Source organism: Variovorax boronicumulans, from assembly GCF_009811375.1.
Classification (GTDB): Bacteria; Pseudomonadota; Gammaproteobacteria; order Burkholderiales; family Burkholderiaceae_C; genus Variovorax; species Variovorax boronicumulans.
Window position 1 is genome coordinate 780,244 of sequence record NZ_BKDH01000001.1, and the last position, 16,166, is coordinate 796,409.

General features: G+C 71.7%; 8 protein-coding genes. 7 read left to right on the top strand and 1 reads right to left on the bottom strand.

The genetic code is table 11. The annotated features are described in order from the left end of the window. Positions 1–165 precede the first annotated feature (165 nt). Positions 166–1,014: a plasmid replication/partition related protein gene (locus tag VHAB30_RS03755; protein WP_159275870.1), complete on the bottom strand. Its 849-nt coding sequence runs from the start codon at positions 1,012–1,014 to the stop codon at positions 166–168. Between the two features lie 175 nt (positions 1,015–1,189). On the opposite strand from VHAB30_RS03755, the gene VHAB30_RS03760 reads away from it, so the two are divergent. The 7 genes from VHAB30_RS03760 (at position 1,190) to VHAB30_RS31335 (ending at position 16,163) form a co-directional block, all read left to right on the top strand. Further along, positions 1,190–1,723, top strand: a complete 534-nt coding sequence (locus VHAB30_RS03760; RefSeq protein ID WP_070062431.1) for a sigma-70 family RNA polymerase sigma factor — start codon at positions 1,190–1,192, stop codon at positions 1,721–1,723. 39 nt (positions 1,724–1,762) lie between these two features. Beyond that, a complete protein-coding gene (locus VHAB30_RS03765) occupies positions 1,763–2,011 on the top strand; it encodes a FecR/PupR family sigma factor regulator (RefSeq protein WP_159275871.1) in 249 nt (82 codons plus the stop codon). Between the two features lie 159 nt (positions 2,012–2,170). After that, positions 2,171–2,419 (top strand): MbtH family protein, encoded by a 249-nt coding sequence (locus VHAB30_RS03770; protein ID WP_159275872.1) that lies wholly within the window; start codon positions 2,171–2,173, stop codon positions 2,417–2,419. A 5-nt stretch (positions 2,420–2,424) separates the two neighbouring features. Beyond that, entirely contained in the window at positions 2,425–3,171 is a 747-nt protein-coding gene (locus VHAB30_RS03775; protein WP_159275873.1) for a thioesterase II family protein, read from the top strand. Then, the gene (locus VHAB30_RS03780) at positions 3,149–3,850 is read left to right on the top strand and encodes a 4'-phosphopantetheinyl transferase family protein (protein WP_159275874.1); all 702 of its coding nucleotides are present in this window, start codon (positions 3,149–3,151) and stop codon (positions 3,848–3,850) included. The genes VHAB30_RS03775 and VHAB30_RS03780 overlap by 23 nt, the downstream gene beginning before the upstream one ends. Before the next feature lie 5 nt (positions 3,851–3,855). After that, positions 3,856–9,123 carry a non-ribosomal peptide synthetase gene (locus VHAB30_RS03785; RefSeq protein ID WP_159278268.1) on the top strand — a complete coding sequence of 1,756 codons (5,268 nt, stop codon included), beginning with the start codon at positions 3,856–3,858 and terminating at the stop codon, positions 9,121–9,123. Next, on the top strand, positions 9,123–16,163 hold the full coding sequence (locus VHAB30_RS31335; RefSeq protein ID WP_159275875.1) for a type I polyketide synthase: 7,041 nt from the start codon (positions 9,123–9,125) through the stop codon (positions 16,161–16,163). The genes VHAB30_RS03785 and VHAB30_RS31335 overlap by 1 nt, the downstream gene beginning before the upstream one ends. Positions 16,164–16,166: the final 3 nt, after the last annotated feature.

Below are 16,166 nucleotides of genomic sequence, written 5' to 3' on the forward strand. Positions count from 1 at the left end.
CGTCAAAAATATAACACTTGTTTCAAATAAAAACACAAGATTACGAACAACTGTTTTCAGTGGGTCGCGGACGCGACAAAGCCTCGCGTGCCGCAGCGCGGCACGCGAGGTTTCAGGGAGGGGCGGGGAAAGCGGCGGGCGGGGAGAAGGGTGCCCGCCGGGGCGTCAGTGCGCCAGTTGGGCCTGCAGCTCGGCCACTTGCCGGCGCAGGTCCGCGTTCTCGGCCGTGAGCTCGGCCACGCGCTGTTGCAGTTGCTGCACGGCGTCGAGCGCCGCCGGTTCGGCGCCTTCTTCGGTTTCAGGTGCGGCCTCGCGTGGCTTGCGCTTGGCCTCGCGCACGCGCTTGGCGGCCTGCTTGAGCTCGTCCTTGCCGGCGTTGGCGGCCGACACCTGCTCTTCGGCGGGCAGCGAAGCGACGGCCGCGGCCGTGTTGATCGAGATCACGCCCGACTTCACGGCCGCCACCAGTTCGGGCGCGGCCTGCTTCTGGATCTTCTCGATCATCACGACCTGGCTGCTGCTCAGGCGCGCGGCGCGGGCGATGGCCTCGCGGCTGTTCAGCGGCACGGGCGGCGGCAGGGCCTCGTCGGAAGCGGGAGTGGAGGTCGAAGCGGGCGCGTCGTCGACGTCGAAGGGCGGGTCGTCCGCCGTGGTCGGGGTGGTCGGCGTGGAGGCGGTGCTGCGGGCGCGGCGCTCGTCCACGATGTCTTTCTTGCGCAGCGCCAGCACGCCGCGCAGGTAGTCCGAGATGCTGCGGCGGCCCAGGTGCTGGTCGATCATCCACAGGTGCACGTCCTGCAGCGTCTTGAAGCGCGTGTTCTGCACGGTCTGGAAGGGCAGGCCGTGCTTCTGGCAGATGCCGTAGCGGTTGTGGCCGTCCACCAGCACGTCGCCCCACAGCACCAGCGCGTCGCGACAGCCTTCGGTGAGGATGCTGCGTTCGAGGGCTTCGTACTCCTCCGGCGTCAAGGGATCGATATAGGCTTTGAGTTCTTCGTTGACGACGATGTTCATGGGTACGGGAGCGATGTAAGGGGCGGAATTTTAGGTGTCTCGGTTTCGGCCGCTCGAACGTCTAGACAGGGAGAGAGACGAGAAGGCGTCACTGGGAAAAACAGGGCTTTCTTGCGTCATCAAATGGTAATAGTTCTTATTTGCATCTTTGCCCTTGAACACTTCAGGAGTACCCATGGATCTGTCGCTTTCCCCGTCCGCGCCCACGCTGGGGGAGGTCTTCATCGCGAACCGTGCCCAGCTCCAGCGCGTCGCGCAAAAGATCGTCCGCACCGCTGACCTCGCAGACGAAGTGCTGCAGGACGCCTACCTGAAGCTCGCCGACGGCGCTTCGGTGCGCGATGTCCGCAAGCCGCTCGGCTACTGCTGCCAGGTGGTGCGCAACGTGGCGGTCGACTACCACCGCCACCATTCCGTGGAGGCCAGCTACCGCACCTACTGCGACGACGTCGAGCTCGTGAGCCCGCCCAGCAGCAACGACGCACCCGACCGCGTGCTCGGCGGCCGGCAGGCGCTGGTGGCCATCGACCGCGTGCTCGAGGCCTTGCCGCCACGCACCCGCCTCGCGTTCGAACTCAACCGCCTCAGTGGCCTGACCCAGCGCGAGATCGCCACGCGCCTGGGCTGCTCCGCCACGCTCGTGAACTTCATGATCAAGGACGCCGACGCGGCACTCGAAAGCTGCCGCTACCTCGTGCAAGCCGCCTGAGTTTTCCGACGCACCGCATCGGCGCTACGATGGCCGCCGATGAGCAGCAGCAGCAACGACACGCAAAGCGACCCCACCTGGCAGACCGCCTGGGCGTGGGTCCGCCGCCAGCACGCCGGCGAGGGCGAGCTCGACGCCGCCGCGAGCGCCGAGCTCGCGCATTGGCTCGCCGCCGATCCCGCGCACCACCAAGCCTACGACGAGGCAGGCCGCCTCTGGCTGCTCGTCGGCCTCGTGCCGCCCGCGCACGACGTCCCTTCGCCGGACGCCGAAGACGCGGCCCGCTAGCCCGCTCCCTCTTTTTTTCGCAGCTCCTGCAGCGGCCCTCGCCGCGGCGCAGCCGTGCACGGTCTGGATGCATGCGGGACTAAACACCCGGCCTCGCGGCGCGTCTTGTATCGCAAGGGCAAACCCTGCCCGTCATTGCACTTACCAAGAGGACCGCCCATGTCTACCAGCTGTTTCGACCGCGAGGACGAGACCTTCATCGTGCTCGTCAACCACGAAGCGCAGTACTCCATCTGGCCGCACTGGAAGGCCGTGCCCGGCGGCTGGAGCGCCGTCGACGGCGTCAAGGGCGACAAGAAGACCGTGCTCGACTACGTCGAAGCCCAGTGGACCGACATGCGCCCGAAGTCGTTGCGCGACTGGATGGCCGCGCAGCAGCCAACCGACAACGCCTCCACCTCCGCCTGACGCGCATGCAGGCCTCGCTGCCCCTGCTGTGCCTGCCCTGCGCGGGCGCCAGCGCCACCATGTACCTGCGCTGGCGGCGTGCGCTGCCGCGCTGGATCGAGGTCGTGCCGGTCGAGCTGCCGGGCCGCGGCGGGCGCCTGGGCGAGAGCTTCGTCGACGACTTCGACCGCATGGTCGCGCAGCTGTGCGCCGAGCATGAAGGCCTGCTGCGCGGTCGCTACGCGCTCTTCGGCCACAGCATGGGCGCCTTGCTGGCCTGGGGCATGGCGCAGCACCAGCGGCAGCAGCAGCGCCCGCTGCCGGGCGCGCTGATCGTCTCCGGCAGCGCAGCGCCTTCGCAGCGCGACCCCGACCGCTTTCTCGACACCACCGACGACGCGGCCCTCATCGCCGACCTGCGCAAGCAGGGCGGCACGCCGGACGAACTCTTCGACAGCCCCGAGCTGCTGCGCATGACGCTCGACACCCTCGGCGCCGACTACCGCCTGTGCCGCAGCTTCGTGCACGCCGACCCCGCGCCGCTGCCCGTGCCGCTGCATGTGCTGGCCGGCCGCCAGGACGACATCGCCCCGTGGCGCATGCAAGCCTGGGCCGGCGAGACCGCGCACGCGCGCTTCACGCTCGAGGGGTTCGAGGGCGGCCATTTCTTCATCCGCCAGCACGAGACCCCCGTGCTGGCCGCGCTGGCGCGGCACCTCGCGCCGGCGGTGATGGCGGCGGGAGGCGTCGATGCGGCTCGTGCCCTGGCATGACCCGTTGCCGTCGGGCATCGCGTTGCATCGCCTGGACCTCGACCTCGCGGCGGACGACGGCGATGCCTGGGCCGACCTCGCGCCCGATGAGCGCGCACGAGCGACTCGCTTCGCCCGCCGCGCCGACCGCGTGCGCTTCGCCCACACCCGCGCCGCCGTGCGCCGCCTGATTGCGCAGCGCCTCGCCTGTCGTCCAGCGGACGTGCCGCTGCGCACCGACGCACACGGCAAGCCCTTCGTCGAAGCCGGTAGCGACAACGCCGCGCCCCTCTTCAACGTCTCGCACGCCGGCGACCACGCGCTCATCGCGCTGGCCGATCCGGCGCGCGTGCGCTGCGTGGGCGTCGACATCGAAGCCTGCGCGCGCGACCTCATGGCCGACGCCGACGCGTTGCTCGCCATGGCCTTCACCGCGCGAGAGCAGCGCGAAATCCGCAGCGACGCCGACCTGCCACGCGCCTTCTACCGACGCTGGGTCGGCAAGGAGGCTGTGTTGAAAGCCGCCGGCGTCGGCATGGCCGAACACCTGCAAAGCATCGGCATCCACCCCGACGCCCACGGCGCGCTCGCCGTCGACTGCGCCGTGCCCGCGTGGGCCGGCATCGAAGCGATGGCGCTGTCCGCGCCGCCGGGCTATGCCGCCGCGCTGGCCTGGCACACCAAGGAAGACCCCCTGTGAACCCGATGCATCCCGTGGACTTCGTGACCCATCTGCGTGACCTCGCCGCGCAGCGCCCCGACGACATCGCATTGATCGCCATCACCGACCGCGATGGCAGCGCACTCGACACGCCCATCAGCTACCGCGCCCTCGACGCGCGCGTGCGCGCCCTCGCGGCGCACCTGCAGCAGGCCTTCGCGCCCGGTGGCCGCGCACTGATCATGCTGGACAACAGCGACGACTACGTCGTGAGCTTCTTCGCCTGCCTCTACGCGGGTCTCGTCGCCGTGCCGGTGTTCCCGCCCGAGTCCACGCGCAAGCGCCACCTGGGCAAGCTCGAAGGCATCGCCGCCGATGCCGATGCCTGCTGCGTGCTGACCCACGCCGCCATCCGCGATGCGATGGCGGGCGTGGACGCCGCCTTTGCGCAAGCCGTGCTCATCGCCGTCGATGAGATCGACGCCGCCGGCGCCGACGCATGGCGCCCGCACACGCCGGCCGCCACCGACATCGCCTTCCTGCAATACACCTCCGGCTCCACCTCGGCGCCCAAGGGCGTCATGGTCACGCACGCCAACCTGATGGCGAACATGCGCGCGATCGAAGAGGGCCTTTCGGTCTGCACGAGCGACACCTTCGTCACCTGGCTGCCGCTGAACCACGACATGGGCCTCATCGGCGGGCTGCTGCAGCCGATGCACCGCGGCACGGTCGTGGCGCTGATGTCGCCGCGCTACTTCCTCGAGCGTCCCGTGCGCTGGCTCGAAGCCGTCTCGCGGCTGCGCGCCACGGTCAGCGGCGGGCCCGACTTCGCCTACCGCCTGTGCCTGGACCGCGTGTCCGACGCGCAGTTGCAAAGGCTCGACCTGTCGTCGTGGCGCCTCGCGTTCTCCGGCGCCGAGCCGGTGCGCGCCGACACGCTGCGGTCGTTCCAGCAACGCTTCGCGCCCGCGGGCTTTCCGGCCGAGGCGGTGTACCCCTGCTACGGCCTGGCCGAATCGACGCTGTTCGTCACGGGCGGACACCGCGGCGCCGGCATGGTCGCGCACGCCTTCGACAAAGCGCGCCTGGCACAAGGCGCCGTGGTGCGCGACGACGGCGGCGCCATGCTCGTGGGCTGCGGCCGGTCCGTCGCACACCATGCGGTGCGCATCGTCGACACCGCCACGCTGACCGCCTGCGCCGACGGCGTCGTCGGCGAAATCTGGGCTTCGGGCCCGAGCCTGGGCGGCGGCTACTGGAACAAGCCCGAGGTGTCGCAGAAGACCTTCGTCGAGCACGAGGGCACGCGATGGCTGCGCACCGGCGACCTGGGCTTCGTGCACGACGGCCAGCTCTATGTGGCCGGCCGCATCAAGGACATGATCATCGTGCGCGGCCACAACCTGTATCCGCAGGACATCGAGCGCGAAGTCGAGCGCGAGGTCGAGGCCGTGCGCAAAGGCCGCGTCGCGGCCTTCGCGGTCGAGGGGCCGGAAGGCGAGGGCATCGGCCTCGCGGCCGAGGTGTCGCGCAGCATCCAGAAGCTGGTGCGGCCCGAGGTGCTGGTCGAGGCGTTGAGCGCCGCCGTGAGCGAGCAGTGCGGCGAGCCGCTGTCGGTCGTGATGCTGCTCAACCCCGGCGGCATGCCCAAGACCACGAGCGGCAAGCTGCAGCGCGGCGCCTGCCGCCAGGGATGGATCGATCGCACGGCGGACGCCTATGCGATCTACGCACACGGCGCGTTCGTGCTGGGCGGCAGCGCCCCCGCAGTCGACACACCCGAAGTCGCACTCGACGACGTCGAACAGGCCCTCGCCACGATCTGGCACGAGGTGCTGCGCCGCCCCGCCGAACGGCCGCTGGCGCGCGATGCGCACTTCTTCACCCACGGCGGCAACTCGCTCGCCGCGACGCAGGTGGCCGCGCGCATCGGCGAGCGCTGGGACATCGACTTTCCATTGCGTGCGCTGTTCGAACAGCCGCGCCTGGGTGACCTCGCGCGCGAACTGCGGCGCGTGCTCGCGCTCGGTCAGCGCCGCGCGCACCAGCCGATCCCGGCCCTGCCGGCCGAGCGCCGCACGGGGCTGCTCGCGCTGTCGCATGCGCAGGCGCGCCAGTGGTTCCTCTGGCAGCTCGATCCGAAGAACAGCGCCTACCACGTGGGCGTGGCGCTGCGCCTGTCGGGCGTGCTGGATGCCGACGCACTGAAGGCGGCGCTCGAAGGCCTGCTCGCGCGCCACGAGAGCCTGCGCACCGTGTTCCGCACGGCGGCCGACGGCACGGTCGGCCAGCAGGTGCTGTCGACCGCACCGCTGGCGCTTGCCCACATCGACCTGCGCGCGCTGCCGGACAGCGACCGTGAAGGCGCCGCCGCCGCACAGGCGCGCGCGCTGCAGGCCGAGCCCTTCGACCTCGTGGCCGGCCCCGTGCTGCGCGCCGCCTGGCTCCAGCTCGGCGACACGCACCACATCCTCGCGATCGTCACGCACCACATCGTGTCCGACGGTGCCTCGCTGCAGGTGCTGCTCGACGAGTTCGGCGTGGCCTATGCGGCGCACGCGAAGGGCGAGGCGCCGTCGCTCGCCGCACCGGCGATCCAGTACGCCGACTACGCCGCGTGGCAGCGCGACTGGCTCGCCGCCGGCGAGGCCGAACGCCAGCTGGCCTACTGGCGCACCCAGCTCGGCAGCGACCACCCCGTGCTGGCACTGCCCACGGACCGCCCCCGTCACGCGGTCGCCAACTACCGCGCGGCCTCGCATGCCTTCGACCTCGACGCGGCCCTCGTCGCCCGCCTGCAAGCCACCGCGCAGGCGCATGGCGCCACGCTGTTCATGGTGCTGCTCGCGGGCTTCCAGGCGCTGCTGCATCGCTACACGGGTCAGCCCGACGTGCGCGTGGGCGTGCCGGTCGCCAACCGCCACCGCCCCGAGACCACGGGCCTCATCGGCTTCTTCGTCAACACGCAGGTGCTGCGCGCCACGCTGAACGGTCGCACCCCGTTCGCGCAACTGCTGGCCCAGATCCGCGAGGCCGCGCTCGGCGCGCAGGCCCACCAGGACCTGCCGTTCGAACAGCTCGTGGACGCCCTGCAGCCGCAGCGCAGCCTGAGCCACAACCCGCTGTTCCAGGTGATGTTCAATCTGCTGCGCGAAGACACGGCCGTGCTGCGCGGCCTGCCGGGCCTGGCGGTCGACGAGTACCGCATGGAGGACAGCGCCGCGCAGTGCGAACTCGCGCTCGACATCCGCGAGCGCGCCGACGGCCAGGTACGCGCGGTCTTCACCGCGGCGGCAGAGCTGTTCGACGGGGAGACCGTCGCGCGCATGGCCGCGCACTACCGCGCGCTGCTCGACGCGCTGACCGCCGACCCGGCCCGCGCCATCGGCGATGCGCCATGGCTCGTTGCCGAAGAGCAGGCGCAACTGCACGCCTGGGGCACAGGCACATCGCCCGCATCCGCCGCGACACCCGTACACCGGCTTTTCGAGGCGTACGTCCGCCGTGCACCGGATGCCATCGCGTTGATCGCCGGTGACACCGAACTCTCCTACGCCGCCCTCGACCGCCGCGCGAACCGGCTCGCGCACCGCCTGCTGCGCCACGGTGTGCGGCCCGACACGCCAGTCGCCGTGGCCGTCGATGCCCCGGTCGATCGCGTCGTCAGCCTGCTGGCCGTGTTGAAGGCCGGCGGCACCTACCTGCCGATGGACCCGTCGCATCCGCCGCAGCGGCTGTCGGAGTTGCTGGCCGACAGCGGCGCCGCGCTGCTGCTGACCGGCAGCCACAGCTCAGTGAACGGACCCGTCACGCGCATCACGGTCGATGACGCATCGCTCGACGACGAACCGGACGCCCCCCCGCAGGTCGCGCTGCACGACCACCACCTGGCCTACGTGATCCACACCTCGGGCACCACCGGCCGCCCCAAGGGCGTGGCGGTCGCGCACGGCGCGCTGTCGATGCACCTGCAGGCCATGGCCGACACCTGCGGCTTCACGGCGAGCGATCGTTCGCTGCAGTTCGCGCTGCCGCACGTCGACGCCGCCATCGAGCAGTGTCTGCTGCCGCTGACCACCGGCGCCGCGCTGGTGCTGCAGCCGCAGTGGTGCTCGCTCGCCAGCGAACTCGACGCCTTGCTCCAACGCCACCGCGTCAGTGTGGTCGACCTGCCGCCGGCCTACGCGCGCCAGCTGCTGCAAGACCAGCCGCCGTTCCAGCACGCCGTGCGCCTCGCGCTCTTCGGCGGCGAGGCCTGGACCGGCGAAGACCTCGCGCTGGTCCGCCGCGAGCTGCACCCTGCACGCATCGTGAACGCCTACGGCCCGACCGAGGCCGTGATCACGCCGACCCTGTGGTCCGCCGACGCCGAGGCCATCGTGCAGGGCTACGCCCCCATCGGCCGCCCGGTCGGCCGCCGCACGGCCCATGTGCTCGACGCCGATCTGCAGCCCGTGCCGCAGGGCGTGCCCGGCGAGCTGTACCTCGGCGGCGACGGCCTCGCGCGCGGCTACCTCGGGCGCGCAGCGCTGACGGCCGAGCGTTTCGTCGCTGATCCCTTCGACGGGGCCGGCGGTCGCCTGTACCGCACCGGTGACCTCGTGCGCTGGCGTGCCGACGGCCAGCTCGAGTACCTCGAGCGGCTCGACCACCAGGTGAAGGTGCGGGGCTTCCGCATCGAACTTGGCGAGGTCGAGGCGCGCTTGCGCGAGCAGCCCGGCGTGCGTGAGGCGCTGGTGTGCCTGCACGAGGGCGCAGCGGGCCCGTCGCTCGTGGCCTACGTCGCACCCGCTGCAGGCGCATCGCTCGACGCGACCACGCTCAAGACGCAGCTGGCGCAGGCGCTGCCCGACTACATGGTGCCTTCGGCGCTGATGGTGCTCGACAGCTTCCCGCTCGGCGCCAATGGCAAGGTCGACCGCCGCGCGCTGCCCGCACCGGCGGCCGCCGGCACCCCAGGCTACGAAGCCCCCCGCGGCGACGTCGCGCAAACATTGGCCGCGATCTGGGCCGAGCTGCTCAAGGTCGCGCAGGTCGGCCTGCACGACAACTTCTTCGACCTCGGCGGCAACTCGCTGCTCGTGATTCGCATGCACCGGCTGGTGGAAGACCGCCTGCAACCGGGGCTCGCGGTGGTCGACCTCTTCAAGTACCCGACCGTCGGCGCGCTCGCCCGTCACATCGAGCAGAAGGGGCGCAGCCCCGCCGCTGCTTCCGCCACCGACGACGCCGCGCAGGCAAAACAGCGCGCGCAGCAGCAGCGCGCCGCCTTGCTGCAACGCCGCCGACCCACGGAAAGAACCCTCTGATGCACGCGCAAGACGACACCCCGCTTTCCCCTGACACCACGGGCCTCGAGATCGCCATCGTCGGCATGGCCGGCCGCTTTCCCGGTGCGCCCGACGTGGACGCCTTCTGGCGCAACATCCGCGACGGCGTCGAGTCGGTCACCGTCTTCAGCGACGACGAGCTGCGTGCGCGCGGCGTGCCCGAGCGCGCGCTGGCCGACCCCGACTACGTGAAGGCCGGCGTGCTGTTCGACGGCTTCGACCGCTTCGACGCCGGCTTCTTCGGCTATTCGCCGCGCGAGGCCGAGCACCTCGATCCGCAGCAGCGCATCTTTCTCGAATGCGCCTGGGAGGCGATGGACCATGCGGGCTGGCCGACCGGCCAGAAGGGCGGGGCGCCCGTCGGCGTCTACGCGGGCGACGGCCCCAACCTCTACCTCATGAAGCACCTGCTGCCCGCCGTCGGCATCGACGCGGGCACCGGCATCGCCGACATGCTGGGCCTCATGAGCGGCAACTCCGCCGGCTCGCTGTGCACGCGCGTGGCCTACAAGCTCGACCTGCGCGGCCCGGCGCTGAGCGTGCAGACCGAATGCTCGACCTCGCTGGTGGCCGTGCACCTGGCCTGCCAGGGCCTGCTGAGCCACGACTGCGACATGGCGCTGGCCGGCGGCGTGTGGCTCAACCTGCTGCAGGAGGGCGGCTACCGCTACCAGAACGGCGCCATCCTTTCGCCCGACGGCCATTGCCGCGCCTTCGACGCCCAGGCCGCGGGCACGGTGATCGGCAGCGGCGCGGGCATCGTCGTGCTGCGCCGGCTGGCCGACGCGCTGCGCGACGGCGACACCATCCACGCCGTCATCAAGGGCACGGCCGCCAACAACGACGGCGCCGACAAGATCGGCTTCACCGCACCGAGCGTGCAGGGCCAGGCCGGCGCGATCCGCGCGGCGCAGCTCATGGCCGACGTGCCCGCGCACACCATCGGCTATGTCGAGGCGCACGGCACGGGCACCACGCTGGGCGACCCGATCGAGCTGGCTGCGCTCACGCAGGCCTTCCGTTCGGACGGTGGTGATGGCGGGCGCTGCGGCTACTGCGCCATCGGCTCGGTCAAGACCAACATCGGCCACCTCGACGCGGCGGCCGGCGTGACGGGGCTCATCAAGGCGACGCTGGCGCTGCGCCACCGCACGCTGCCGCCGAGCCTGCACTTCGAGCAGCCGAACCCGCAGATCGATTTCGCGAACAGCCCGTTCCGCGTGAACACCGAAGCGCGCCCGTGGCCCGAGGGCGACACGCCGCGCCGTGCGGGCGTCAGCTCTTTCGGCATCGGCGGCACCAACGTGCACGTCGTGCTGGAAGAGGCGCCGCCCGCCGCTGCGTCCGAATCAACGACAGGCTGGCAGGTGCTGCCGCTGTCGACCCGCAGCGCATCCGCAACGCGACAAGCCGCGCAGCAGCTGGCCGATCACCTGCGCGTGCACCCCGCGTTGCCGCTCACCGACATTGCTCACACCCTGCAGGCGGGCCGCCGCGTCTTCGAGCACCGCAGCGCCGTGGTGGCCGACCATGCCGAAGGCGCCGTGCAATTGCTCTCGGCGGGTGAAGGACTGGCCGTGCGCGCCGCGCCCGCGCAGGCGCCCGAGGTGGTCTTCCTCTTCCCGGGCGGTGGCACGCAACATGCCCAGATGGGCCGCGCGCTCTACGAGGACGACGCGGCCTTCCGCGACGACATCGACCGCTGCTGCGCGCTGCTGGAACCCGAGCTGGGCTTCGACCTGCGCACCGTGCTGTTCCCCGCGCCCGGCGGCGAAGCCGAGGCCGACGCGCGGCTGTTCGACATCGCGCTCGCGCAACCCGCGCTCTTCGTCGTCGCGTACGCGATGGCGCAATGGTGGATGCGCCGCGGCGTGCGGCCCGCGGTGATGATGGGCCACAGTCTGGGCGAGTACGTCGCCGCCTGCCTGGCGGGCGTGTTCCGCCTCGAAGACGCGCTGCGCGTCGCGGCCCTGCGCGGGCGCCTGCTGCAGTCGATGCCGCCCGGCGCGATGACGGCGGTGCCGCTGTCGCGATCCGCGCTCGCGCCCTTCCTGGCGCCGGGCTGCGACCTCGCCGCCGCCAATGCCGAGCAGCTGTGCGTGATCGCCGGCCCGCGCGACGCGGTCGAAGCCGCCGAGGCGCGGCTGCGCGCGGCGGGCCACCTGCCGCGCCGGCTGCATGTGTCGATCGCTTCGCACTCGGCGATGACCGAGCCGCTGCTCGCGCCGCTCGAGGCGCTCATCGCCTCGGTGCCGCGCCGGCCGCCGACGATTCCCTTTGTCTCGAACGTCACGGGCCAGCTGATCACGCCCGAAGAGGCCGTGAGCCCCGCCTACTGGGCGCGCCACCTGCGCGGCACCGTGCAGTACGCCGACGGCGTGGGCACCTTGCTGCAGGTGCCGGGCCGCGTGCTGCTCGAGGTCGGTCCCGGCGAAACGCTGGCGGGCCTGGCGCGCCAGCATCCGCTGGCCGACACCGCCGCCGGCGTGTTCGCCAGCCAGGCGCATCCGCAGCAGCAGGCACGCAATGCGCAGCAGATCGCGCAGACGCTGGCCCAGCTGTGGGTCGCGGGCGTGGACATCAACTGGGCCGCCTGTCGCGCGGGCGCCGCGCGTCGGCGCGTGCCGCTGCCGGCGTATCCGTTCCAGCGCCGCCGCTACTGGGTCGAAGCGTCCAGCGCTGCGAAGGCGCCGCAACGAACCAACGCTGACGCGTTCTATGTGCCCTCGTGGCAGCGCACGGAGCCGCTGGTCGTCGCGCCTTCGACCGATACCGGCGGTTGCCTGCTCGTGCTCGGCGACAGCCGCAGCCTCACGGGCCACCTCGTGCGCCAGCTGCGCGCGCAGGGCCGCACCGTGGTGCTGGCCGAGCGCGGCAGCGCCTTCGCACGCACGGGCCACGGCCACTGGACGTTGCGCCCCGGCGCGCGCGACGACCACGCCCGCTTGCAGACGGAGATCGCGGCCGACTTCGGCGCCATCGCCGGCATCTACCACCTGTGGAGCCTCGACGAGGCGCTGCCCGCGCAGCAGCCGCAGGCCGGGTTGCTCGAGCGCAGCTTCTTCAGCCTGCTCGCGCTCGTGCAGTCGCTCGACGCGGGCGAGCGCACGCTGCCGCTCGCCGTCGTCGCCAACCAGCTCGAAGACGTGACCGGCACCGAGCCGCTGTGCCCCGAGAAGGCCACGCTGCACGGCATCGGCAAGGTGATTGGCCAGGAATACCCGCGCGTGCATTGCCGCGTGATCGACGTGGTGCTGCCCGCGCCCGAAAGCGATGCCGAAGGCCGGCTGGTCGCGCAGATCGTGGCCGAGGCCGCGGCGCTGCAGGCCGAGCCCGGTGAGCCGCTGGTGGCCTGCCGTGGCGCGCACCGCTGGATCAAGACCTACGAACCCGCAGCACTGACCGCTGCGGCGCAGCCACGCCTGCGCCACGAAGGCGTCTACCTCGTCACCGGCGGCCTGGGCGGTGTTGGTCTCGCGCTGGCGAAGCACCTGGCCGTGCACTGGCAGGCGCGGCTGGTGCTGCTCGGCCGCACGGCGCTGCCGGCGCGCGCGGATTGGCCGGCGCTGGTGGCGGCCGACAGCACACCCGCCGATCTGAAGGCGCGGCTGCAGCAACTGCTCGAACTCGAAGCGCTCGGCGCACAGGTGCTCACCGTGTCGGCCGACGTGTCCGACGCCGACGCGGTGCGTGCCGCCCTCGCACAGGCGAACGCCCGCTTCGGCCCGCTGCACGGCGTCGTGCACGCGGCCGGCGATGCGGGCGGCGGCATGATGGCCGGGCGCACGCGCGCGCAGGTCGACACCGTGTTCGCGACCAAGGTGCGCGGCACGCGCGTGCTGTTCGATGCGCTGCGCGGCCAGCCGCTGGACTTCGCGCTGCTGTGCTCGTCCATCTCCAGCGTGGCCGGCGGCCTGGGCATGAGCGACTACGCCGCCGCCAACGCCTACCTCGACGCCGTGGCCGTCGCGCACGAACGGCTCGGCGCGTTCCCGGTGTTCTCGGTCAACTGGGACGCCTGGCGCGGCCTGGGCATGGCCGCGCACATGGACGTGCCCGACGACATCGGCATGGACGGCCCCGAGGGCGCGCGCGTCTTCGAGCGCATCGTCAACGGCCCGGCGCGGGCGCAGACCGTGATCTCGACCACCGACCTGGCCACGCGCCTGGGCCCGCTCGACAACGGCATGCTCGACCTGCTCGGCGATGAGGCACCGGCTGCCGCCGCAGGCTCGGCCCATCCCCGGCCCGCGCTGCAGACCCCGTTCGTCGCGCCGCAGGGCGAGATCGAGACCGCGCTCGCCGCGCTGTGGACCGAGCGCCTGGGCATCGCGCCCATCGGCGTGGACGACAACCTGTTCGAGCTCGGCGGCGATTCGCTCGTGGCCATCCAGCTGCTGTCGCGCGTGCGCAAGCGCTACGCGACCGAGCTGCACCCGAGCGAGTTCTTCAAGGCGCCGACCATCGCCGGCCTGGCCGCGCGGCTCGGCGTCGCCTCGACCACCGCCGCGCCGCAGCGCAGCGCGATGGAGATCACGCCCGTCGCGCGCGGCGGTGCGCTGCCGCTGTCGCCGATGCAGCACCGCCTCTGGCTGGTCGACCGCCTCACGGACGCCGCCAACCGCAGCGGCCGCGCGGCCTACAACATGTCGGCCGGCCTCGCGCTGCACGGCGAGCTCGACATCGGCGCGCTGCGCGCCGCCATCGACGCGATCGTCGCGCGCCACGAGGTGCTGCGCACCGTGTTCACCGAGGACGACGACGGCGAACCCATGGCCGTCGTACGCCCCGGTGCGCCGCTCGACATTCCCGTGATCGCGCTCGACGACGGAGCGCGCTACGGCCAACTGTTCGACGAGCTGGTGCGTGCACCGCTCGCGCTGGCCGAAGGGCCGCTCATCAAGGCCACCGTCGTGCGCATGGCCGCGCGCGAGCATGTGCTGGTGCTCGTGGTGCACCACATCGTGTTCGACGGCTGGTCGATCGCCGTGTTCGCGCGCGAGCTGGCCGCGTTCTACGAACGCGCGCGGCGCGGCCAGCCGCTGGCACTGGCGCCGCTGCCCGTGCAGTACGCCGACTACGCCGGCTGGTATGCGCGCGCGCTCGCCTCTGAAAGCTTCGCGCCGAAGGCCGCGTTCTGGCGCGAGCGGCTGGCGGGCGCGCCGCAGGCCTCGGGCATCAAGCCTGACCACCAGCGCCCGGCCGCGCCCACGCATGCCGGCGACTCGGTGCGGCTCACGCTGTCGCCGGCGCTGTCGCAATCGCTGGCCGCGCTCGCGCGGGCGTCGGACACGTCGCTGTTCACGCTGCTGCTGTCGTCGTTCTTCCTGTTCTTCCACCAGGCCTCGGGTGCTGATGACATCGTCATCGGCACCGACGTCGCGGGCCGCGGCCACCCGGACCTCGAAGGGCTGCTCGGCTTCTTCGTCAACGTGGTGCCGCTGCGCTCGCGCCGCGCGAAGGCTGGCACCGACTTCGCGCAATGGCTCGCCGCCACCAAGGCCGACACCCTGGCCGCGATGGACCACCAGGACGTGCCCTTCGACCGCATCGTCGAGCTGTCGGGCGTGCCGCGTGCGCGCGACCGCAACCCGCTGGTGCAGGTGCTCTTCGTGCTCCAGAACACGCCCGAGATCCGGTTTGCCATCGAAGGCGCCGAGGTCCAGGTGCTGCCCCAGCAGATGAACGAATCCAAGTTCGACCTGGCGGTGTTCGCCAGCGAACAGGGCGGCGCGCTCACCGCCGAGTGGGTGTTCGCCACCGACCTCTACCGGCGGGAGACCGTCGAAACCTTCACCGCTTCGTGGCACGCGCTGCTGGAGCGGATCGTCGCCACACCCAGCCAGCCGATCGACGCGCTGGCCCCCATGCCCTCGGAGGAATCCATCGCCATGACAAACGCTCCCAACGTCCGCCCGGCCTCGAAACTGGACAAGCTCGGCAAACTTGGAAAGCTCGACGCCCTGGGCGCCGGCCGCGCCCCCGTGCGCGCCGCCGCGCGGCCCGCCGTGCAGACCTCGTTCCTGAAGCCCGGTGCCGAGTTCCCCATCGTGCTGCAGGCCACCAGCCCCGAGCTCGACACCGTCGCCTGGGCCAAGGGCCAGGCCGACTACATCGAGATGCTGGTCGCGAAGCACGGCGGCATCCTGTTCCGCGACTTCGGCCTGAAGACGCCGCAGGACTTCGAGGCCTTTGCCGAGGCCATCGAGCCCGAGCTGTACGGCAGCTACGGCGACCTGCCGAAGAAGGAGGGCGGCAAGAAGACCTACCGCTCCACGCCATACCCCGAGCGCCAGATGATCCTGTTCCACAACGAGAGCGCGCACCTGGACCGCTGGCCGCGCAAGCAGTGGTTCTTCTGCGAGCTGCCGTCGCCCGTGGGCGGCGCCACGCCCATCGTCGACTGCCGCGAGATGCTGCGCCGCCTGCCGGCCGAGGTGGTCGCCGGTTTCGAGCGCAAGGGGCTGCAGTACGTGCGCACCTTCACGCCCGGCCTGGACGTGAGCTGGCAGGATTTCTACAAGACCGATCGCCGCGAGGACGTCGAGGCCCGCCTGGCCGCCGCCGGCATCGAATGGCGCTGGTTCGACGGCGACACGCTGCAGACGCGCACCCGCTGCCCCGCCGTGATCCGCCACCCGCTCACCGGCGAGCGCGTGTTCTTCAACCAGGTGCAGCTGCACCACGTCGCCTGCCTCGAGCCGCAGGTGCGCGAAGACCTGCTGGCCATGGGCGGTGTCGAGCGCCTGCCGCGCCACGTGACCTACGGCGACGGCTCGCCCATCGCCGACGAGACCATGGCCATCGTCGGCGAGGCCTACGAGGCCTGCGCCGTGCGCTTCGACTGGCGCCAGGGCGACGTCGTGATGCTCGACAACATGCTCGCGGCCCATGCACGCGACCCCTTCGAGGGCCCGCGAAAGATCGTGGTGGCGATGGGCGCGATGTTCGACCGCGCCGCGCTCGACGACGGCGCGCGCGGTGCCGAGTCCCGCCTGGCCGACGAACAGGGCGCCTGAACG

Excerpts from the sequence above, each read along its gene's own strand:
- VHAB30_RS03755 (WP_159275870.1), bottom strand. The coding sequence starts at position 1,014 with ATGAACATCGTCGTCAACGAAGAACTCAAAGCCTATATCGATCCCTTG.
- VHAB30_RS03760 (WP_070062431.1), top strand. The coding sequence starts at position 1,190 with ATGGATCTGTCGCTTTCCCCGTCCGCGCCCACGCTGGGGGAGGTCTTC.
- VHAB30_RS03765 (WP_159275871.1), top strand. The coding sequence starts at position 1,763 with ATGAGCAGCAGCAGCAACGACACGCAAAGCGACCCCACCTGGCAGACC.
- VHAB30_RS03770 (WP_159275872.1), top strand. The coding sequence starts at position 2,171 with ATGTCTACCAGCTGTTTCGACCGCGAGGACGAGACCTTCATCGTGCTC.
- VHAB30_RS03775 (WP_159275873.1), top strand. The coding sequence starts at position 2,425 with ATGCAGGCCTCGCTGCCCCTGCTGTGCCTGCCCTGCGCGGGCGCCAGC.
- VHAB30_RS03780 (WP_159275874.1), top strand. The coding sequence starts at position 3,149 with ATGCGGCTCGTGCCCTGGCATGACCCGTTGCCGTCGGGCATCGCGTTG.
- VHAB30_RS03785 (WP_159278268.1), top strand. The coding sequence starts at position 3,856 with ATGCATCCCGTGGACTTCGTGACCCATCTGCGTGACCTCGCCGCGCAG.
- VHAB30_RS31335 (WP_159275875.1), top strand. The coding sequence starts at position 9,123 with ATGCACGCGCAAGACGACACCCCGCTTTCCCCTGACACCACGGGCCTC.